Below are 18,906 nucleotides of genomic sequence, written 5' to 3' on the forward strand. Positions count from 1 at the left end.
GAGTATTGCGCCAAGCCGGGAACGCAGCCTTGGCCGAGTCGATGGCTTTTTGAATGGTTTCGCGGCTGGCCAACGGCAGCTTGTGGATCGCCTGGCCGGTAGACGGGTTGAACACGTCAGCGGTGCGACCGTCTTCGGTCACCAGTTCGCCATTGATCAAATGCGGGATAAGGCTCATGCGGGGCTCCTGAAAAGTTGTCCACAGGCGCCCTTCAAGGGGCGCCCGTCTTTACATATATAAAGAGTAGAGGGGAGAGATCAGTCGATCTTGTTCAGCACTTCGCCGACCGCGTCGAACAGACGATCGAGGTCTTGCGGCTTGCTGTTGAAGGTTGGGCCGAACTGCAGGGTGTCGCCGCCGAAGCGCACGTAGAACCCGGCTTTCCACAACGCCATGCCCGCTTCGAACGGACGCACGATGGCGTCGCCGTCACGCGGTGCGATCTGAATCGCACCGGCCAGGCCGTAGTTACGAATGTCGATAATGTTTTTCGACCCCTTCAAACCGTGCAGCGCATTTTCGAAATGCGGCGCGACTTCGGCCACGCTCTGCACCAGGTTTTCCTTTTGCAGCAGGTCGAGTGCTGCCAGGCCAGCAGCGCAAGCCACCGGGTGCGCGGAATAGGTGTAGCCGTGCGGGAATTCCACCGCGTACTCCGGCGTCGCCTGGTTCATGAAGGTCTGGTAGATCTCGGAGCTGGCAATCACCGCGCCCATCGGAATCGCGCCGTTAGTGACTTGCTTGGCGATGCACATCAGGTCCGGGGTCACGCCGAAGCTGTCGGCGCCGAACATCGAACCGGTACGGCCGAAACCGGTGATCACTTCGTCGAACACCAGCAGGATGTTGTGCTGATCGCAGATCTCACGCAGGCGCTTCAGGTAACCCTGCGGCGGCACCAATACACCGGCGGAACCGGCCATTGGCTCGACGAACACCGCAGCGATATTCGAAGCGTCATGCAGCTCGATCAACTTGAGCAGTTCATCCGCCAGGGCGATACCGCCCTCTTTCGGCATGCCACGGGAATAAGCATTGCTCGCCAGCAAGGTGTGCGGCAGGTGATCGACATCCATCATCGCCTGACCGAACATTTTGCGGTTGCCGTTCACGCCGCCGAGGCTGGTGCCGGCGATGTTAACGCCGTGATAACCACGTGCACGGCCGATCATCTTGGTCTTGGTGGCCTGGCCTTTCAGACGCCAGTAAGCACGCACCATCTTCACCGCCGTGTCAGCGCACTCGGAGCCCGAGTCAGTGAAGAACACATGATTCAGATTGCCCGGGGTCAGGTCGGTGATTTTCTCAGCCAGCTGGAACGACAGCGGATGGCCGTACTGAAAGCCTGGCGAGTAATCGAGGGTGCCCAATTGCTTGGCGACCGCTTCCTGAATTTCCTTGCGGGTATGCCCGGCGCCGCAGGTCCACAGACCAGAGAGCGAGTCGTAAACCTTGCGGCCCTTGTCATCGATCAGCCAACTGCCTTCAGCCGCCACGATCAGTCGCGGATCGCGCTGGAAATTACGGTTGGCGGTGTAGGGCATCCAGTGAGCATCGAGCTTGAGCTGGCTGGCCAGGGAAGTCGGGTTGGTTTCAGGCAAGTTCATGGGCAAAACCTCGCAGGGCAATAAGCGGCATAGAGATCAAAAGCGTTCTTGCAGCTAAATTGCCACGAGGATAAAGTCGGTGAAATCCAACTCTTCTAACGTTCAGTCAGGTCATCACTAAACTATGAGCAGTCGTCGTCCCGATCCGCTGGCGCAAGTCAGTGACTTTGATATTCGCCTGCTTCGGATTTTTCGCAGTGTGGTGGAGTGCGGCGGCTTCTCGGCGGCGGAGTCGGTGCTGGGGATCGGCCGCTCGGCCATCAGCCAACAAATGAGCGATCTGGAACAGCGCCTCGGTCTGCGTTTATGCCAACGCGGTCGCGCCGGGTTTTCCCTGACCGAAGAAGGTCGCGAGGTCTATCAATCGGCGTTGCAGCTATTGAGCGCGCTGGAAAGTTTTCGCACTGAGGTCAACGGCCTGCACCAACATTTGCGCGGGGAGTTGACCATCGGCCTGACCGACAACCTGGTCACCCTGCCCCACATGCGCATCACCCACGCCTTGGCACAATTGAAGGAGCGCGGTCCGGACGTGCAGATTCAGATCCGCATGATCGCGCCCAATGAAGTCGAACAAGGCGTGCTCGACGGTCGATTGCATGTCGGCGTGGTGCCGCAGGCCAGCGCGCTGTCGGGGCTGGAATATCAGCCGCTCTATAGCGAACGCTCACTACTGTATTGCGCGGTCGGTCATCCATTGTTTTATGTCGACGATAAACAACTGGATGACGAGCGCCTCAATAGCCAGGACGCCATCGCGCCGACTTTCCGTTTGCCCGCGGAAATCCAGGCCCACTACCAGGCGCTCAATTGCACCGCCAGTGCCTCGGACCGTGAAGGCATGGCGTTCCTGATCCTCACCGGACGCTACATCGGCTACCTGCCGGACCACTACGCCAGCCTCTGGGTTCAGCAAGGCCGATTGCGTGCGCTGAAACCAAAGGTGCGTTTTTATGACCTGAGCCTCGCATCAGTCACGCGCAAGGGCCGTCGCCCGCATTTGGTGCTGGAAAGCTTTTTGGAGAGCCTGGCTGCGACACGCTGAACCATAACTGTAGGAGCCGAGCTTGCTCGCGATCTCGTCAGGTCAGTCACCATCAATGCTGAATGTAAGGCAGCCATCGCGAGCAAGCTCTGCTCCTACAGGGGTTGTGGTGTTCAGGTTTTATTGCGTCAGGACTTGTCTGATGCCTGTGGGTGCGCTATCAACGCACTGGTTGCACCCACCCATTTGTTCGGAAGTGCCTATGACCTTTGAAGTCCCCGCTCACGGCGGCAAACCTGCCAGCCGCATTCGTCAGAAGAACGAAGAGACCATCATCAAAGCCGCCGAAGACGAGTTCGCCCGTCACGGGTTCAAAGGCACCAGCATGAACACCATCGCCCTGAACGCCGGATTGCCCAAGGCGAACCTGCATTACTACTTCACCAACAAACTCGGTTTGTACGTGGCGGTGTTGAGCAACATCCTCCAGTTGTGGGACAGCACCTTCAACACCCTGACCGCTGAAGATGATCCGGCCGAAGCGCTGACGCGGTACATCCGCGCCAAGATGGAATTCTCCCGTCGCCAGCCGCAAGCCTCGCGGATCTTCGCGATGGAAGTGATCAGCGGCGGCGAATGCCTGACCGAGTACTTCAACCAGGATTATCGCGCCTGGTTCCAGGGCCGGGCCGCCGTGTTCCAGGCGTGGATCGACGCCGGAAAAATGGACCCGGTCGACCCGGTGAACCTGATCTTCCTGTTGTGGGGCAGCACTCAGCATTACGCCGATTTCGCCACACAGATCTGCCGTGTCAGCGGGCGCACCAAGTTGACCAAGCAGGACATGGAAGACGCCGGCAACAACCTGATCCGCATCATTCTCAAGGGCTGCGGCCTGACGCCTACGATCTAAGACACTTATGCCTTTTACCCTCAGCGGCTTTTGCGAGTACCGCGAAGAGATTCGCAAAAGCCGCTTCATCACTTTCGCCGCGCCGATCAGCAGCCCTGCTGAAGCCCAGGCGTTCATCGAACGGCACAGCGATTTGAATGCCTCGCACAATTGCTGGGCGTGGAAGCTTGGCGACCAATACCGCAGCACTGACGATGGCGAGCCCGGCGGCACCGCCGGCCGGCCGATTTTGGCGGCGATCGACGCGCAGGATTGCGATCAGGTCGTGGTGCTGGTGATTCGTTGGTATGGCGGCATTCAACTCGGCACCGGCGGCCTCGCCCGGGCGTATGGCGGCGGCGCCAACAAGTGCCTGCAAGCGGCGGCGAAGGTTGAGCTGATCAGTCGGGTGCCGGTGAGTTGTGCCTGTGCTTTTGCAGAGTTGCCGCTGGTGAAGCTTCGGGTGGCGGAACTGGGTGGATTGGTTGTGGAAGAAACGTTCACGGCCAACGGCGTGGAGCTGCGATTGGCGATCGGCGAAAGCCAGATCGATACTCTGCAAACGCAGCTGGCGGACCTGAGTCGCGGGCGCATTTTGTTGCAGCACTAATCGCACCAACAACGTTCACAGCGCTTTCGTCGAACCGGTGCATTTGCCCACATCTACTGTGCACCCGGCTGTGGATAACCTGAGCACACCCGGCTGTAACCCTTCTGTCATGCGGCTTTGCGGGCTTTGCTCACTTTTCGTCCAATCCGCCATCAAAAAAGCTAAATCCACCTAAAAACAATCAGTTAGAGCGGTTTATCACCTTTAGAAGAAAGCCACACAGTGCTTATGCCCGAGCATCGGGCTTGCGCACAAATACTGTGGAGCAATCTGTGGATAACCCGTTCATGGCTGTCGCCGCCCCATGTCCGGCGTGGCTTGTCGTCGGTTGTTCGTTTTTTGATCAAACACCCTGAGCAAAACCGGAGCCTGATCAACGGCGTTGCCCTCAAGTAGTGCCTGGTTCGGGATCGACATAGGGCAAGGCGTCGTCTTCTAAGCCTTTGCCTTTAATGCTTTTGAGTTTTCCTGACTCAATGGCCAGAAAATTGCTTTGTCCACAGGCATCACCTCAATCGACCCGAGCCTGTCATGCCCAACCCCGTGCCGATCCCCGATCCAACACCTCGCCTGCAACTGCGCAGAATAAGCAAGCGCTACCCCGGTTGCCTGGCCAACGATGCTATCGACCTGAGCATTGCACCTGGCGAAATCCATGCCCTGCTTGGCGAAAACGGCGCGGGAAAAAGTACGCTGATGAAGATCATCTACGGCGTCACCCACGCGGACTCGGGAGAGATGATCTGGCAAGGACAACGCGTGACCCTGCGCAACCCGGCCCAGGCTCGTAGCCTCGGGATCGGCATGGTGTTCCAGCATTTCTCGCTGTTCGAGACGCTGAGCGTGGCGCAGAACATTGCCTTGGCGATGGGCGCGGCGGCTGGCACACCGAAGCAGCTTGAGCCAAAGATTCGTGAAGTCTCCCGTCGCTACGGCATGGCGCTGGAGCCGGAACGACTTGTCCACAGCCTGTCGATCGGCGAACGCCAGCGGGTGGAAATCATTCGTTGCCTGATGCAGGACATTCGTCTGCTGATTCTCGATGAGCCGACCTCGGTGCTGACTCCGCAAGAGGCCGACGAATTGTTCATCACCTTGCGCCGACTGGCAGCCGAGGGCTGCAGCATTCTGTTTATCAGCCACAAACTCGGTGAAGTTCGCGCGTTGTGTCACAGCGCCACGGTGTTGCGCGGCGGTCGGGTGGCCGGGCATTGCGTGCCGGCCGAGTGTTCGGATCGGCAACTGGCGCAGTTGATGGTCGGCGAAGTCGCCGAGTTGATTACCGATTATCCGAAGGTGATCGGCAGTGATGTCTTCTTGAGTGTGCGCGGATTGTCCTGGCACAACCCGGACCCGTTCGGCTGCTCGCTGAATGATATTTACCTGCAAGTGCGCAGCGGTGAAATCGTCGGCATCGCCGGGGTCGCGGGCAATGGTCAGGATGAGTTGCTGGCCCTGCTCAGTGGCGAAGAACCGCTCAGCCGCAACAACGGCGCAACGATCAGTTTCGCCGGGCAACCGGTGGCGCACTTGCGGCCGGATGCACGGCGCAAACTGGGCCTGGCCTTCGTCCCCGCTGAACGTTTGGGCCATGGCGCGGTGCCGGAGTTGAGCCTGGCGGACAACGCTCTGCTCACCGCCTTTCAGCAAGGGCTGGTCAGCAACGGCCTGATCCAGCGCGGCAAGGTCGAAGCGCTGGCCGAAGAAATCATCCGTCGCTTCGGGGTGAAGACGCCCGACACCCAGACACCGGCCCGCAGCCTGTCCGGCGGCAACTTGCAGAAATTCATCCTCGGCCGGGAAATCCTGCAGCAACCGAAGCTGCTGGTGGCCGCACACCCGACCTCGGGCGTGGACGTCGGCGCTGCCGCGACCATTCACCGGGCGCTGATTGCCTTGCGCGACGCTGGCGCGGCGATCCTGGTGATCTGCGAAGACCTCGACGAACTGTTCCAGATCAGCGACCGCCTCGGCGCTTTGTGCAGTGGTCGGTTGTCACCGCTCAAGCCCACGGTCGACACCCGCCTGATCGATGTGGGCGGCTGGATGGCCGGCCAATTCGACGCCCCGCAATCACCCGCACTCGCAACGCTTTAACGGAGTTTCACATGCTGCTTTCTCTCGAACCCCGTGGCCAGCAATCGCGCCTGATGTTGTGGTGCTCGCCATTGCTGGCGGCTGTCCTGACGTTGGGCTGTGGCTCGCTGCTGTTTATCGCACTGGGCCATGACCCATTGCTGACGTTGTACACCTTGCTGATCGCCCCGGTCAGCGACCTGTATGGCGTCTCCGAACTGCTGGTCAAAGCGCTGCCGATTTTGCTCTGCGCGCTCGGTCTGGCAGTGGCGTACCAAGCACGAATCTGGAACATCGGTGCCGAAGGTCAGTTGCTGCTTGGCGCGCTGGCCGGCAGTGCGCTCGCTGTGAACATTATCGGCATGCAGAGTCGCTGGGCGCTGGTGTTGATCCTGCTCGTCGGCACCCTGGCCGGTGCCGCGTGGGCCGGGCTGACGGCGTGGTTGCGTACGCGTTTCAATGCCAATGAAATCCTCACCAGCATCATGCTCAATTACATCGCCCTGAACCTGCTGCTGTTCTGCGTGCATGGGCCGCTGAAGGATCCGGCGGGGTTCAACTTTCCGGAGTCAGCGATGTTCGGTGATGCCAGTCGTTTGCCTTTGTTGATGGAGGACGGTCGGGTTCACGCAGGCGTGTATTTCGCCTTGCTCGCGTTGGTGGCGGTGTGGGTGCTACTGCAGAAAAGCTTTATCGGGTTCCAGATCAAAGTGCTCGGGCTGGATAAGCGTGCAGCGGGGTTCGTCGGCTTTCGCGAGAAGCGGCTGATCTGGCTGGCGCTATTGATCAGCGGAGGATTGGCGGGGCTGGCCGGGGTGTGTGAAGTCACCGGGCCGATCGGCCAATTGGTGCCGCAGGTCTCGCCGGGTTACGGCTATGCGGCAATCACCGTGGCGTTTCTCGGGCGACTCAATCCCATCGGCATTCTGTTTTCCAGTCTGCTGATGGCGCTGTTGTACATCGGCGGCGAGAGCGCGCAGATGAGCATGAATCTGCCCCAGGCAATCACCCAATTGTTCCAGGGAATGATGCTGTTTTTCCTGCTGGCCAGTGACGTGCTGATTCTCTACCGACCGCGCTTGAACCTGCGCTGGTCCCGTCGTGCACAAGCCACCGCTGTACAAGCAGGAGCGCTGTGATGGATATCGATCTGCTGAGCAATATTTTCTACGCCATGGTCCGCTGCGGTACGCCGCTGTTGTTGGTGGCTTTGGGTGAATTGGTCTGCGAGAAGAGCGGCGTCCTTAACCTCGGCCAGGAAGGCATGATGCTGTTTGGTGCGGTGATCGGTTTTATCGTCGCGTTGAGCAGCGGCAACCTGTGGCTCGGCGTGTTGCTGGCGATGCTCGCCGGGATGCTGTTGTCGTCGTTATTTGCGCTGGTGGCGCTGGTGTTCAACGCCAATCAGGTGGCCACCGGGTTGGCGCTGACAATCTTCGGCGTGGGCCTGTCGACCTTTGTCGGCGCGACGTGGGTCGGTAAACCGCTGGCAGGTTTCGAGCCGGTGGCGATTCCTTATTTGAGTGAAATCCCGCTGATCGGGCGGATGCTGTTTGCGCAGGATCTGTTGGTGTACCTGTCGTTCGCGCTGTTTGCGCTGGTGGCCTGGGTGATTGTGAAAAGTCGCGTCGGGCTGATCATTCAGGCAGTCGGGGAAAACCCGGATGCAGCCAGCGCCATGGGTTTACCGGTGTTGGGCGTGCGCACGTGGGCGGTGCTGTTTGGTGGGGCGATGGCTGGATTGGCCGGGGCTTATTTGTCGCTGGCTTACACGCCAATGTGGGCGGAGAACATGAGCGCCGGGCGTGGCTGGATAGCCCTGGCACTGGTGGTATTTGCCAGTTGGAGGGTATGGCGATTGCTGCTGGGGGCGTATCTGTTCGGGCTCGCCAGCATCCTGCATTTGGTGGCGCAGGGGTTGGGGCTGGCGATTCCGTCGAGTCTGCTCGCGATGCTGCCGTATGTCGCGACCATTGTGGTGTTGGTGCTGTTGTCGCGGGATGCGCTGCGTACGCGGTTATATGCGCCGGTGTCGTTGGGGAAACCGTGGCAGGCCGGGCATTAGAGGCTGGCCGGGCGGGCCCCATCGCGAGCAAGCTCGCTCCCACAGGGTTCTGCGGCGACCAATAATCCTGCGGGCAACTCGGTCACTGTGGGAGCGAGCTTGCTCGCGATGGCGTCCGTACAGGCAACATCTGAGCTACGCCCCACGCCAATTCAAAGAACAGGAAAATCACCAATAGCGAACTCCCGCCATGGAGCAAGGCATACAGCTGCCAAGCCGAAAACAGAAATCTACCGACCGCGTCATACCGCCCATACACCTGCTGCGGATCACGAATCCGCAGCACCGCCCACACGCAGACAATCGACCCCAGCAAATTAGCCATCAGCATGTGCATCGCCTCAAACGGCGGCAACTCGCCAGGCAAGTTGAACGCCTGACTCACACTCAACAAAACTCCATGCAACGCCGCAAAACTCCACGGCGTGACAAACGCCACCATGACGATCAAGTCATACCAGGCGCTACCCTTCACCAACTGGCGATATTGCGTTGAAGTCCACATCGGCATTGCTCCATAAATTCAGGGAGCAACAAGGCTAAAGCCTGGAGTATGCTCCAGGGTCAAGCCCTCTCGAGACGTCATGATGCGCATCGGTGAATTAGCCCAGGCCAGCGCCGTCAGCCGCGACACCCTGCGTTTCTACGAGCAACGCGGGTTGATTGCGGCGCAACGCAGCGCCAACGGTTATCGCGACTATCCGGCGGACATGGTGCAACTGGTGCAGTACATCAAGACCGCTCAGCGATTGGGCTTTACCCTCGGCGAGATCGGCAACAGCGTCGCCGCGATATGGCAGTCGCCCGATCCGGACAGCGCCGTCACGCAATTGCTGCAAGACAAACTCAAACTGATCGAAACCCGAATGGAAGAACTCGGCGCGCTGCGTCAGGAGTTGCAGCAACGACTCGGTCAACGTTGTCCATTAAATCCGTGATCCTCATTTATCAAGGAAGCCACTTATGTCTACGGCAAAAACCGCACTCATCATCGGCGCCTCCCGAGGCTTGGGCCTCGGCCTGGTGAAAACCCTGCTGGCGGACGGCTGGCAAGTCACCGCCACCGTGCGCAACCCGCAGAACGCCGAAGCCTTGCAGGCCTTGGGAAAAGTGCGGATCGAAAAACTCGACATGGACGATCAGCAAGCGGTCATCGCTCTGAGTCAGCAGCTTAAGGACGAAGTGTTCGACCTGTTGTTCGTGAACGCCGGGGTCAAAGGCCCGGAAGTTCAAACGCCGGGCGGCGCGACCCTGGCCGAAGTCGGGCAACTGTTTTTCACCAATGCCGTGGCGCCGATCAATCTGGCCCAGCGTTTCGTCGGGCAGATCCGTCCGGACAGCGGCGTGCTGGCGTTCATGAGTTCGGTGCTGGGCAGCGTGACCATGCCGGATGCGCCCGAGCTGGCGTTGTACAAGGCCAGTAAAGCGGCGCTGAACTCGATGACCAGCAGCTTCGTCACTCAGTTGGGCGAGCAGAAACTCACCGTGCTGTCGCTGCATCCGGGCTGGGTGAAGACCGACATGGGCGGTGAAGGCGCTGACATTGATGTGGAAACCAGCACACGTGGGTTGGTCGATCAGGTGAATGCGTATACCGGCAAGGGCGGGCATCATTTTGTGAATTACCGGGGTGAAACCATTCCCTGGTAACACCTCCGCGGCCCTGCGTTTGTAGGAGCTGAGCTTGCTCGCGATGGGGCCATAACATTCAGCATCGATGTTGAATGTCAATCCGCTATCGCGAGCAAGCTCGGCTCCTACAGGGATTTGTGTTGTCCTGTCGGGCGAGGCTTGCCTGCCGAGCGGTTTTGTTTGAAACTCCGCACCTCGTCCCCGCGACGACCCTGGATCAGCAGACAGGGTAATCACTGAGCTGGCTAACCTGAACCCAACTTTCAGAGGAGCCGGCCAACATGCCTGCGACCCGTACCTGGTTAAAAAATCCCCTCGCGATCTTCACTGCCAATGGCCTCGATGCCCGTGGCGGCCTGGTGCTGCAAGACGGTTTGATCGTCGAAGTGCTCGCCGCCGGCCAGCAACCGTCCGCGCCTTGTGGACAAGTGTTCGATGCCCGCGAGCATGTGATCCTGCCGGGACTGATCAACACCCATCACCACTTCTATCAAACGCTGACCCGCGCCTGGGCACCGGTGGTCAATCAGCCGTTGTTCCCGTGGCTGAAAACCCTTTACCCGGTCTGGGCCCGCCTCACCCCTGAAAAACTCGCCCTCGCCAGCAAAGTCGCGTTGGCCGAATTGCTGCTGTCTGGCTGCACCACCGCGGCCGATCACCATTACCTGTTTCCGCAAGGCCTGGAAAATGCGATCGACGTGCAAGTCGAAAGTGTTCGCGAACTGGGCATGCGCGCCATGCTGACGCGCGGCTCCATGAGCCTCGGCGAGAAGGACGGCGGCCTGCCGCCGCAGCAGACCGTGCAGGAAGGCGAAGTCATCCTCGCCGACAGCCAACGCTTGATCGCCGAGTACCACGAGCGTGGCGACGGTGCGCAAATCCAGATCGCCCTGGCGCCCTGCTCGCCGTTCTCGGTGACCCCTGAAATCATGTCCGCCAGCGCCGAACTGGCGAACAAACTCGACGTGCGCCTGCACACCCATCTGGCCGAAACCCTCGACGAAGAAGACTTCTGTCTGCAACGCTTCGGCTTGCGCACTGTGGATTACCTGGACAGCGTCGGCTGGCTCGGCCCGCGCACCTGGCTGGCTCACGGCATTCACTTCAACCCGGATGAAATCGCTCGCCTCGGCGCCGCCGGCACCGGGATTTGCCATTGCCCGAGTTCGAACATGCGCCTGGCTTCCGGCATATGTCCGACCCTGGACCTGACCGCTGCGGGCGCGTTGCTGGGCTTGGGCGTGGATGGTTCGGCGTCCAACGATGCGTCGAACATGATGCTGGAAACCCGTCAGGCGCTGTACATTCAGCGGCTGCGTTATGGCGCCGAGAAGATCACCCCGGAACTGGTTCTGGGGTGGGCGACCAAGGGATCGGCGAGTTTGCTCGGGCGTACCGATATCGGCGAGCTGGCGGTGGGCAAGCAGGCGGATCTAGCGCTGTTCAAGCTCGATGAGCTGCGGTTCTCCGGCAGTCATGATCCGGTGTCGGCGTTGTTGCTGTGCGGCGCGGATCGGGCGGATCGGGTGATGGTCGGCGGCAAGTGGCGAGTGATCGATGGGCAGGTTGAAGGGCTGGATCTGAAAGGGTTGATTGCGGATCACAGCCAGGCGGCTCGGCAGCTGATCGCGGGCGTCTGATAGGACGCCATCGCGGGCAAGCCTTGCTCCTACAGGTACGGTGTCATTCTCATGACTGACGAAAAACCTGTAGGAGCATGGCTTGCCCGCGATGCTTTTAAAGGCCCAACAACGACAACATGATGAACGTCGCAAACAGCACAAAGTGGGTCATGCCTTCGATGGCATTGGTTTCGCCATCGTTGAGGTTGATCGCGCTGACGATCAGCGTGAGGAAGATCATCACGGTCTGCACCGGGGTCATCGCCATTTGAAACGGCTGGCCGGTGTAGAGCGCCATCGCTTCCATCACCGGTACCGTCAGGATGACCGTCGACAACGACGCGCCCATGGCGATGTTGACCACCGACTGCATGCGGTTGGCCAATGCCGCCCGCAACGCGGTCAGAATTTCCGGCGCCGCCGAGATTGCCGCCACCAGGATCGCCGTGATCACCGGCGGTGCGCCCGTCCCTTCCAGGCCCAGGTCGAGGGTCTTGGACATCACTTCGGCCAATGCGCCGATCACCACCACGCCAAACACCAACGTGCCGATACTCAGCACCAGATTGACCGGTTCCGGTTCTTCCTCCGTGACTTTCTTGCGGCGTTTTTCCGGGTAGCTGTAGCTGAAGAAATAACTGTGCGGCCCGACCTGCATGCGCAGGAACAGGGTGTAAAGCACGACCATCGCACCAATGGTGAACGCCGAATAGAGTTTCCAGCTGGCCTCGGGAATGAACTCCGGCACCACCATGGACACGCCCATGGCGGTGAGAATCATCACGCTGTAGCTACGGGCCGAGTCATCGTTGTAGGACTGTTCGCCATGCTTGAGCCCGCCCATCAACGCAGCGAGGCCGAGGATGCCGTTGATGTCGAGCATCACCGCCGAATAAATCGTGTCGCGTACCAGGGTCGGCGAGGCTTCGTTGCTCATCATGATCGCCAGGATCACCACTTCCACCAGCACGGCGGCCAGGGTCAGGATCATCGTGCCGTAAGGGTCGCCGACTTTTTCCGCGAGCAGTTCGGCGTGATGGGCGACGCGCATGGAGGCAACGACGATGAACGCGATCAACACCAGGCCGGCAGTGAGCGCAATGGGTTGGCCGCTGTGCAGCATCCAGTGTTCCAGCGGATAGGCGACGGCGGCGGCAATCACGGCCAGCAGCAGAAACTTTTCTTGCTTGAGGAGTGTGAGCATTGCGGGCCTTTTTGCCGTGTGAAGCGAAACCAGGGTGATGAGCTACTGACTGTGGGGCGGCGCTAATGTTTCGTTACACCTTAGCGCACCAGTGAATGGCAGCCGTGTCAGGCCATGCACTTTTATCGGCCTCAAGGGCCTCATCGCGAGCAGGCTCACTCCCACATTGGAATGCGTTCCCCTGTGGGAGCGAGCCTGCTCGCGAAGGCCGTTACGCGATCTCGAGCCATTTGTTGTCCTGTTGGTCAGTCATTTGCATTGGCCTTGCCAACCTCACAACAACATGGAGTTCGAATTCATGCACAAACGTCCGTTGAAGAAGCTGCTTTGCGTCGTCGCCGCAGCCATCGGTCTGAGCGCCAGCCTGACCGCCAGTGCCGCCGACCCGCTGAAAGTCGGCTTCGTCTACATCGGTCCGATTGGCGACCACGGCTGGACGTATCAGCATGAACAAGGGCGCAAGGCGCTGGCGGAAAAACTCGGTAACCAGATCACCACCAACTATGTAGAAAACGTTGCTGAAGGCGCCGATGCCGAGCGGGTGATCCGCAACATGGCCAAGGACAAGTACGACCTGATCTTCACCACGTCCTTCGGCTACATGAACCCGACCCTGAAAGTCGCCAGACAATTTTCCAAGGTGACCTTCGAACACGCCACCGGCTACAAGCAGGACAAGAACCTCGGCACCTACCTGGCGCGCACCTATGAAGGTCGCTACGTCGGCGGTTTTCTCGCGGCGAAGATGACCAGGACCAAGAAGATCGGTTACGTCGCGTCCTTCCCGATCCCGGAAGTGATCCGCGACATCAACGCCATTCAACTGGCCCTGAACAAGTACAACCCCGGCACCGAGATCAAGGTTGTGTGGGTCAACTCGTGGTTCGATCCGGGCAAAGAGGCCGATGCCGCCAACGCGTTGATCGATCAGGGCGTGGACGTGGTGTTCCAGCACACCGACAGCCCGGCGCCGATCCAGGCGGCTGAACGGCGCGGCGTGTATGCCGTGGGCTACGCTTCGGACATGGCGCACTTCGGGCCGAAAGCGGTGCTGACGTCCATCGTCAACGACTGGGGTCCGCACTACATTCAGGCGACCCAAAGCGTGCTCGACCACATGTGGAAGTCGCAGGATTACTGGGGTGGATTGAAGGAAGGCACGGTTGAGTTGCCGATCAGCGACCTGGTGCCAGCGCCGGTGAAAGCCGAGGCAGAGCAGATCATTGCCGACATCAAGAGCGGGGCATTCCACCCGTACACCGGACCGATCAAGGATCAGGCAGGCGTCGAGAAAATTGCGGCAGGCGCGACGGCGAGCAATGCAGAGCTGGCATCAATGAACTACTACGTTGAAGGCATGAAGGCCGACATTCCGAAGTAACTCCCAAGGCGAACACAAATCCCCTGTGGGAGCGAGCCTGCTCGCGATGAGGGCATAACATGCAACAACTATGTTGACTGATAGTCCGCTATCGCGAGCAGGCTCACTCCCACAATGAATTTTCAACGCTCTTGAGAATGGCGCATGAACCAACTTCCCATCATCGACATCAGCCCGCTCTACAACGATGACCAATTGGCCTGGCAATCCATCGCCACGCAAATCGACCACGCCTGCCGCGAGTGGGGCTTCTTCTATATCAAGGGTCACCCAATCCCTGCTGCGCGCATCGACGCTCTACTCGACAGCGCCCAACGTTTCTTCGCCCTGCCCGTCGCCGAAAAACTCAAGATCGACATCACCCAAACCCGCCACCACCGCGGTTACGGCGCCATCGCCACCGAACAACTCGACCCGGACAAACCCAGCGACCTGAAAGAAACCTTCGACATGGGCCTGCACCTGCCGGCCGATCACCCTGAAGTGTTGCCGGAAAAACCGCTGCGCGGCCCCAACCGTCATCCGTCGATGCCGGGCTGGCAATCGCTGATGGAGCAGCACTACGCCGACATGCAGGCCTTGGCACAAACCCTGTTACGGGCCATGACCATGGCGCTGGGCATCGAGCGCGACTTTTTCGACACCCGTTTCGTTGAGCCGGTCAGCGTGCTGCGGATGATTCATTACCCACCGCGCCACACCGCCAGCTCCGAAGAGCAGCAAGGCGCCGGTGCCCACACCGATTACGGCTGCATCACCCTGCTGTATCAAGATGCCGCCGGCGGCCTGCAAGTGCGAAACGTCAAAGGCGAATGGATCGACGCACCACCAATCGACGGCACGTTTGTGGTCAACCTCGGCGATATGATGGCGCGCTGGAGCAACGACCGTTATCTGTCGACGCCGCACCGGGTGATCAGCCCGCTGGGCGTGGACCGTTACTCGATGCCGTTCTTTGCCGAGCCGCACCCCGACACGGTGATCGAATGCCTGCCCGGCTGTCGGGATGAACGGCACCCGGCACAGTATCCGGCCACCACCTGCGCCGAATTCCTGCTCTCGCGCTTCGCCGATACCTACGCTTATCGACGGGAACAGGAAGCGCTGTGATGAACCGCCTGGTCAGGTTTTGCTAATTGTTTCCACGGGCATCTGTAGAATGCTCGCCATCTGCACCTGATGAGAAAAGACTATGTACGACTGGCTGAACGCCCTGCCCAAGGCAGAACTGCACCTGCACCTTGAGGGTTCGCTGGAGCCTGAGCTGCTGTTCGCCCTGGCCGAACGCAACAAGATCGCCCTGCCGTGGAGCGACGTCGAAACCCTGCGCAAGGCCTACGCCTTCAACAACCTGCAAGAGTTTCTTGACCTGTATTACCAGGGCGCCGACGTGTTGCGCACCTCTCAGGATTTCTACGACCTGACCTGGGCCTACCTGTTGCGTTGCAAGGCACAGAACGTGATTCACACCGAACCGTTCTTCGACCCGCAGACCCACACCGACCGTGGCGTGCCGTTCGAAGTGGTGCTCAACGGCATCGCCGCCGCGTTGAAGGATGGCGAGCAACAACTGGGCATCACCAGCGGTTTGATCCTGAGCTTCCTGCGTCACTTGAGCGAAGAAGAAGCCGAGAAAACCCTTACTCAGGCGCTGCCGTTCCGTGACGCGTTTGTCGCCGTAGGCCTGGACAGTTCGGAAATGGGTCACCCGCCAAGCAAGTTCCAGCGCGTGTTTGATCGTGCCCGTCACGAAGGCTTCCTGACCGTCGCCCACGCCGGTGAAGAAGGTCCGCCCGAGTACATCTGGGAAGCCCTCGACTTGCTGAAAGTCCAGCGCATCGACCATGGCGTGCGCGCCATCGAAGATGAGCGCTTGATGCAGCGGATCATCGACGAGCAAATCCCGTTGACCGTGTGCCCGTTGTCGAACACCAAACTCTGTGTGTTCGATCACATGTCTCAGCACAACATTCTCGACATGCTCGAGCGTGGCGTGAAAGTGACCGTGAACTCGGATGACCCGGCGTACTTCGGCGGTTATGTCACCGAGAACTTCCACGCGTTGTACACCCATTTGGGCATGACCCAGGACCAGGCCAAGCGATTGGCGCAGAACAGCCTGGATGCACGGTTGATCAAGCCATAAGTAACACCGCTTAACCAATGTGGGAGCGAGCCTGCTCGCGATGAGGCCATCACATTCAACATCGATGTTGAATGTCAGTCCGCTATCGTCGGAACGCCGCCCGGAGCCGGCTCACTCCCACAGATTCGGTGATTAATTAACGATCACCGGCTCGCTCAACTCCTCCAACGTCTTGCCCCGGGTCTCCATCCCGAACACCCACACCACCCCCGCCGCAATCGCAAAACACATCGCCCCCAGCGCAAACACCCCGCCCTGCCCGGTCATCGGGAACACCAGCCCGGTCACCATTGGCCCGAGCAATGAACCCACGCGGCCAATCGCCGACGCAAAACCCGAGCCCGTGGCCCGCGCCGATGTCGGGTACAACTCCGGCGTGTAGGTGTAAAGCACCGCCCACATGCCGAACAGGAAAAATTGCATCAACAGCCCCGACGCAATCAACAGGCTGACATTGCCGCCAAACACTGCGCTCTGACCATACAGAAACGCCATCACCCCGCCGCCGAGCAATGTCACCACGCACACCAGTTTACGCCCCCAACGCTCCACCAGCCAGGCGGCCATCAGGAAACCGGGAATCCCGCCAAGGGAAATCAACACCGTGTAATACACCGACTGGGTCACGGCAAAACCCGACTGCTGCAGCAAGGCACTGAGCCAGGACGTCAGGCCATAGAACCCCAGCAAGGCGAAGAACCAGACGCTCCAGATCATCATCGTGCGCTGGCGATACAGCGGCGACCAGATCTTCCGCAACGCGGAAAAGAAATGGCCCGGCGTACTCACCACTCTCGGCAGGCGGATCGGCTCAGGCAGATCCGAACGTCCCAGAGATGCCCGGACCCGATCTTCGATGCGCAGCAAGACCTTGTCTGCCACGTCATGGTGCCCGGCCTGTTCCAGCCAGCGCGGTGATTCAGGAATGAAAAAGCGAATCGCCAGGACAAACACCGCCGGCACCGCCAACACCAGGAAGATGTCCCGCCAGCCAATTATCGGCAGCAGGAAGTACGACAGTACGCCGGCGGCGACGAAGCCCAATGGCCAGAAACCGTCCATCAAGGCGATGTAGCGCCCGCGCCGTTTGGCAGGAATCAGCTCCGAGAGCATCGACTGAGCGATGGGAAATTCCATGCCCATGCCGATCCCCAACAGGATACGGAACAACGTCAGCGTTTCGACGTTCTGCGCCGTGGAGCACAGGTAGCTGGCGATCCCCCACAACACGATGCTCCACTGAAACACCGGTTTGCGCCCGAAACGGTCGGCCAGCATGCCGGACAGCGACGCCCCCACGACCATGCCGAAAAAGCTCGAACTGGCCAGCAAACCGGCCTGCGCCGTACTCAGGCCGAACTCGGCTTTGATCGAGCCGAGCAGGAACGTCATCATCGCCAGGTCCATGGAGTCGAAGAAAAACGCCAGGGCAATGATGATGAAAATGATTCGGTGATAGCCGCTGATGGGCAGCCGTTCCAGTCGTTCTGCCGCGCTGAAGCCTCGTGTTTCCATGTCACATTCCCCCAATCCGAAAGTCCCCGGACGAGTGTGCGCGATAGCGGCTGGGGGTTACTGCTGGATGCGACCTGTTCGCAGCTCTGAGCGACGCCCGAAGCTTCGGACGTCGATCTCGATGCGTCTACAACGCCATTTCCAGCTCGGTCTCCTTGGCGAATCGATGGATTTCACGCTGCCCCGCAGCGGTGATCTGCAAGGCTCGCGAATCGTTGGGCAGGCTCAACCAACCGGACTGCATGAACAATTGCAGCAACGCCGCCCCCAGTGATCCGCCCATGTGCGGGCGTCTTTCGCTCCAGTCCGGGCAAGCGCAGGCGACTCGGCTGTTGCGATGAGCCAGCGCCTGGATGAACACACCCCGTGTCGCCAACTGCGTGGCGCCCTTGTGGGTGATCATGACCCGCTGATCGAACTGTTCGATCCAGCCCGCATCCAGCAAACGCTGGTAAAGATCGGCGGCAAGGGTGCCGCCCAAATGGTCGTCGCAAAGCCTGGCGCGCAAGAGTGACGAAGGCGCCGCCTGAGGTTTGGCGAGGGGGGGCGTGCGCTTGAAAACGTCCGGGACTTCCCGAGGCGTGCTGGCCAGGGTGGCGCTGGCCAGTGCCTCTATCGCGGCCCCCACTTCAGGCGCGGCAAGACGAAAGAACCGCTTGCGGCCGCGAAATTCGACTTTCAACAGACCTCCGGCGGACAAACGCCCCAGATGCGCACTGGCCGAAGACGGTGACAGGCCGGCCAACAAGGCCAGCTCTTCGGTTTGCCGCGCCGAGCCGTCCATCAAGGCCCACATCATTGCGCTGCGCTTTGGGTCAGCCAGCAACGTGGCGATCTGGCTGATGCAAGGTGCATGTTCCATGTATTCACTCCCTGTTGAATCGTTTCGTCTACTGCTCAGAGACATCTTGACCAGTAATGTGTCGTCGGCCAAGGCGTGGAAACCGCCATAACCCGGGCAAAGCCGTCAATCGCACAGGCCATTGCTTCGCAGGTTTCGCAAAGCCGCGGCGATTGACCATGGGGCCTGGCTGACTCGGACGTGGACTCGCCATTGCGAGATCGACGGTGCGTACATGAGGCGAGCGCTAGTATATGCGGGTTAACCGCCGGTTCCTGCCCTTGGGAAACCGTTGGTGGTGATAGTTCCTGAGTGAAATTTCGCTATTT

18 protein-coding genes (1 of these 18 cut by a window edge) are annotated in these 18,906 nt (G+C 59.9%); 12 read left to right on the top strand and 6 right to left on the bottom strand.

Annotation, left to right across the window (positions count from 1 at the left end; translation table 11 throughout):
* Window positions 1–178, bottom strand: partial view of a CoA-acylating methylmalonate-semialdehyde dehydrogenase gene (locus ACYZUA_RS28220; protein ID WP_461961456.1) — the beginning only. Its footprint begins 1,316 nt before the window's first position; the window shows 178 of its 1,494 coding nt (coding positions 1–178); its start codon is at window positions 176–178; the stop codon falls past the left edge of the window.
* A gap of 80 nt (window positions 179–258) precedes the next feature.
* The gene (gene aptA / locus ACYZUA_RS28225; RefSeq protein ID WP_461961457.1) at window positions 259–1,608 is read right to left on the bottom strand and encodes an omega-aminotransferase AptA; all 1,350 of its coding nucleotides are present in this window, start codon (window positions 1,606–1,608) and stop codon (window positions 259–261) included.
* Window positions 1,609–1,732: 124 nt separating this feature from the next.
* Here aptA and ACYZUA_RS28230 point away from each other — a divergent pair, with 124 nt between their 5' ends.
* The 6 genes from ACYZUA_RS28230 (at window position 1,733) to ACYZUA_RS28255 (ending at window position 8,236) form a co-directional block, all read left to right on the top strand.
* Window positions 1,733–2,653, top strand: coding sequence for a LysR family transcriptional regulator (locus ACYZUA_RS28230; RefSeq protein ID WP_046044702.1), 921 nt, complete (start codon window positions 1,733–1,735; stop codon window positions 2,651–2,653).
* A gap of 202 nt (window positions 2,654–2,855) precedes the next feature.
* A complete protein-coding gene (locus ACYZUA_RS28235; protein WP_461961458.1) occupies window positions 2,856–3,506 on the top strand; it encodes a TetR/AcrR family transcriptional regulator in 651 nt (216 codons plus the stop codon).
* Between the two features lie 7 nt (window positions 3,507–3,513).
* A complete protein-coding gene (locus tag ACYZUA_RS28240) occupies window positions 3,514–4,095 on the top strand; it encodes an IMPACT family protein (protein ID WP_461961459.1) in 582 nt (193 codons plus the stop codon).
* 531 nt (window positions 4,096–4,626) lie between these two features.
* Window positions 4,627–6,192, top strand: coding sequence for an ABC transporter ATP-binding protein (locus ACYZUA_RS28245; RefSeq protein WP_461961460.1), 1,566 nt, complete (start codon window positions 4,627–4,629; stop codon window positions 6,190–6,192).
* Between the two features lie 11 nt (window positions 6,193–6,203).
* Entirely contained in the window at window positions 6,204–7,310 is a 1,107-nt protein-coding gene (locus tag ACYZUA_RS28250) for an ABC transporter permease (RefSeq protein WP_461961461.1), read from the top strand.
* The gene (locus ACYZUA_RS28255; RefSeq protein ID WP_461961462.1) at window positions 7,310–8,236 is read left to right on the top strand and encodes an ABC transporter permease; all 927 of its coding nucleotides are present in this window, start codon (window positions 7,310–7,312) and stop codon (window positions 8,234–8,236) included. The genes ACYZUA_RS28250 and ACYZUA_RS28255 overlap by 1 nt, the downstream gene beginning before the upstream one ends.
* Before the next feature lie 82 nt (window positions 8,237–8,318).
* On the opposite strand, the gene ACYZUA_RS28260 is transcribed toward ACYZUA_RS28255, so the two are convergent.
* Window positions 8,319–8,741 (bottom strand): hypothetical protein, encoded by a 423-nt coding sequence (locus ACYZUA_RS28260; protein ID WP_461961463.1) that lies wholly within the window; start codon window positions 8,739–8,741, stop codon window positions 8,319–8,321.
* 82 nt (window positions 8,742–8,823) lie between these two features.
* On the opposite strand from ACYZUA_RS28260, the gene ACYZUA_RS28265 reads away from it, so the two are divergent.
* The 3 genes from ACYZUA_RS28265 (at window position 8,824) to ACYZUA_RS28275 (ending at window position 11,508) form a co-directional block, all read left to right on the top strand.
* The gene (locus ACYZUA_RS28265; protein ID WP_150656923.1) at window positions 8,824–9,174 is read left to right on the top strand and encodes a MerR family transcriptional regulator; all 351 of its coding nucleotides are present in this window, start codon (window positions 8,824–8,826) and stop codon (window positions 9,172–9,174) included.
* Window positions 9,175–9,199: 25 nt separating this feature from the next.
* Window positions 9,200–9,886 (top strand): SDR family oxidoreductase, encoded by a 687-nt coding sequence (locus ACYZUA_RS28270; RefSeq protein WP_461961464.1) that lies wholly within the window; start codon window positions 9,200–9,202, stop codon window positions 9,884–9,886.
* Window positions 9,887–10,149: 263 nt separating this feature from the next.
* Complete coding sequence (locus ACYZUA_RS28275; RefSeq protein ID WP_461961465.1) at window positions 10,150–11,508, top strand: 8-oxoguanine deaminase; 1,359 nt, start codon at window positions 10,150–10,152, stop codon at window positions 11,506–11,508.
* Window positions 11,509–11,605: 97 nt separating this feature from the next.
* On the opposite strand, the gene ACYZUA_RS28280 is transcribed toward ACYZUA_RS28275, so the two are convergent.
* Window positions 11,606–12,694, bottom strand: a complete 1,089-nt coding sequence (locus ACYZUA_RS28280) for a calcium:cation antiporter (protein WP_461961466.1) — start codon at window positions 12,692–12,694, stop codon at window positions 11,606–11,608.
* Window positions 12,695–12,992: 298 nt separating this feature from the next.
* Here ACYZUA_RS28280 and ACYZUA_RS28285 point away from each other — a divergent pair, with 298 nt between their 5' ends.
* From ACYZUA_RS28285 to ACYZUA_RS28295, 3 genes are all read left to right on the top strand, one after another.
* Entirely contained in the window at window positions 12,993–14,075 is a 1,083-nt protein-coding gene (locus ACYZUA_RS28285; protein ID WP_461961467.1) for a BMP family ABC transporter substrate-binding protein, read from the top strand.
* A gap of 144 nt (window positions 14,076–14,219) precedes the next feature.
* On the top strand, window positions 14,220–15,185 hold the full coding sequence (locus ACYZUA_RS28290) for a 2-oxoglutarate and iron-dependent oxygenase domain-containing protein (RefSeq protein WP_461961468.1): 966 nt from the start codon (window positions 14,220–14,222) through the stop codon (window positions 15,183–15,185).
* 82 nt (window positions 15,186–15,267) lie between these two features.
* A complete protein-coding gene (locus ACYZUA_RS28295; RefSeq protein WP_461961469.1) occupies window positions 15,268–16,221 on the top strand; it encodes an adenosine deaminase in 954 nt (317 codons plus the stop codon).
* 132 nt (window positions 16,222–16,353) lie between these two features.
* Here ACYZUA_RS28295 and ACYZUA_RS28300 read toward each other — a convergent pair whose 3' ends face one another.
* Window positions 16,354–17,736, bottom strand: a complete 1,383-nt coding sequence (locus tag ACYZUA_RS28300; RefSeq protein WP_461961470.1) for an MFS transporter — start codon at window positions 17,734–17,736, stop codon at window positions 16,354–16,356.
* Between the two features lie 127 nt (window positions 17,737–17,863).
* A complete protein-coding gene (locus tag ACYZUA_RS28305) occupies window positions 17,864–18,598 on the bottom strand; it encodes an ArsR/SmtB family transcription factor (protein WP_150656527.1) in 735 nt (244 codons plus the stop codon).
* Between the last annotated feature and the right edge of the window lie 308 nt (window positions 18,599–18,906).

The organism is Pseudomonas sp. LS2P72 (assembly GCF_054897865.1).

What these genes read in the sequence shown, in the direction of transcription:
- ACYZUA_RS28290 (WP_461961468.1), top strand. Translation starts at nt 14,220, where the DNA reads ATGAACCAACTTCCCATCATCGACATCAGCCCGCTCTACAACGATGAC.
- ACYZUA_RS28270 (WP_461961464.1), top strand. Translation starts at nt 9,200, where the DNA reads ATGTCTACGGCAAAAACCGCACTCATCATCGGCGCCTCCCGAGGCTTG.
- ACYZUA_RS28275 (WP_461961465.1), top strand. Translation starts at nt 10,150, where the DNA reads ATGCCTGCGACCCGTACCTGGTTAAAAAATCCCCTCGCGATCTTCACT.
- ACYZUA_RS28300 (WP_461961470.1), bottom strand. Translation starts at nt 17,736, where the DNA reads ATGGAAACACGAGGCTTCAGCGCGGCAGAACGACTGGAACGGCTGCCC.
- ACYZUA_RS28260 (WP_461961463.1), bottom strand. Translation starts at nt 8,741, where the DNA reads ATGTGGACTTCAACGCAATATCGCCAGTTGGTGAAGGGTAGCGCCTGG.
- ACYZUA_RS28280 (WP_461961466.1), bottom strand. Translation starts at nt 12,694, where the DNA reads ATGCTCACACTCCTCAAGCAAGAAAAGTTTCTGCTGCTGGCCGTGATT.
- ACYZUA_RS28285 (WP_461961467.1), top strand. Translation starts at nt 12,993, where the DNA reads ATGCACAAACGTCCGTTGAAGAAGCTGCTTTGCGTCGTCGCCGCAGCC.
- ACYZUA_RS28305 (WP_150656527.1), bottom strand. Translation starts at nt 18,598, where the DNA reads ATGGAACATGCACCTTGCATCAGCCAGATCGCCACGTTGCTGGCTGAC.
- ACYZUA_RS28265 (WP_150656923.1), top strand. Translation starts at nt 8,824, where the DNA reads ATGCGCATCGGTGAATTAGCCCAGGCCAGCGCCGTCAGCCGCGACACC.
- ACYZUA_RS28255 (WP_461961462.1), top strand. Translation starts at nt 7,310, where the DNA reads ATGGATATCGATCTGCTGAGCAATATTTTCTACGCCATGGTCCGCTGC.
- ACYZUA_RS28240 (WP_461961459.1), top strand. Translation starts at nt 3,514, where the DNA reads ATGCCTTTTACCCTCAGCGGCTTTTGCGAGTACCGCGAAGAGATTCGC.
- ACYZUA_RS28230 (WP_046044702.1), top strand. Translation starts at nt 1,733, where the DNA reads ATGAGCAGTCGTCGTCCCGATCCGCTGGCGCAAGTCAGTGACTTTGAT.
- ACYZUA_RS28245 (WP_461961460.1), top strand. Translation starts at nt 4,627, where the DNA reads ATGCCCAACCCCGTGCCGATCCCCGATCCAACACCTCGCCTGCAACTG.
- ACYZUA_RS28250 (WP_461961461.1), top strand. Translation starts at nt 6,204, where the DNA reads ATGCTGCTTTCTCTCGAACCCCGTGGCCAGCAATCGCGCCTGATGTTG.
- ACYZUA_RS28235 (WP_461961458.1), top strand. Translation starts at nt 2,856, where the DNA reads ATGACCTTTGAAGTCCCCGCTCACGGCGGCAAACCTGCCAGCCGCATT.
- aptA (WP_461961457.1), bottom strand. Translation starts at nt 1,608, where the DNA reads ATGAACTTGCCTGAAACCAACCCGACTTCCCTGGCCAGCCAGCTCAAG.
- ACYZUA_RS28295 (WP_461961469.1), top strand. Translation starts at nt 15,268, where the DNA reads ATGTACGACTGGCTGAACGCCCTGCCCAAGGCAGAACTGCACCTGCAC.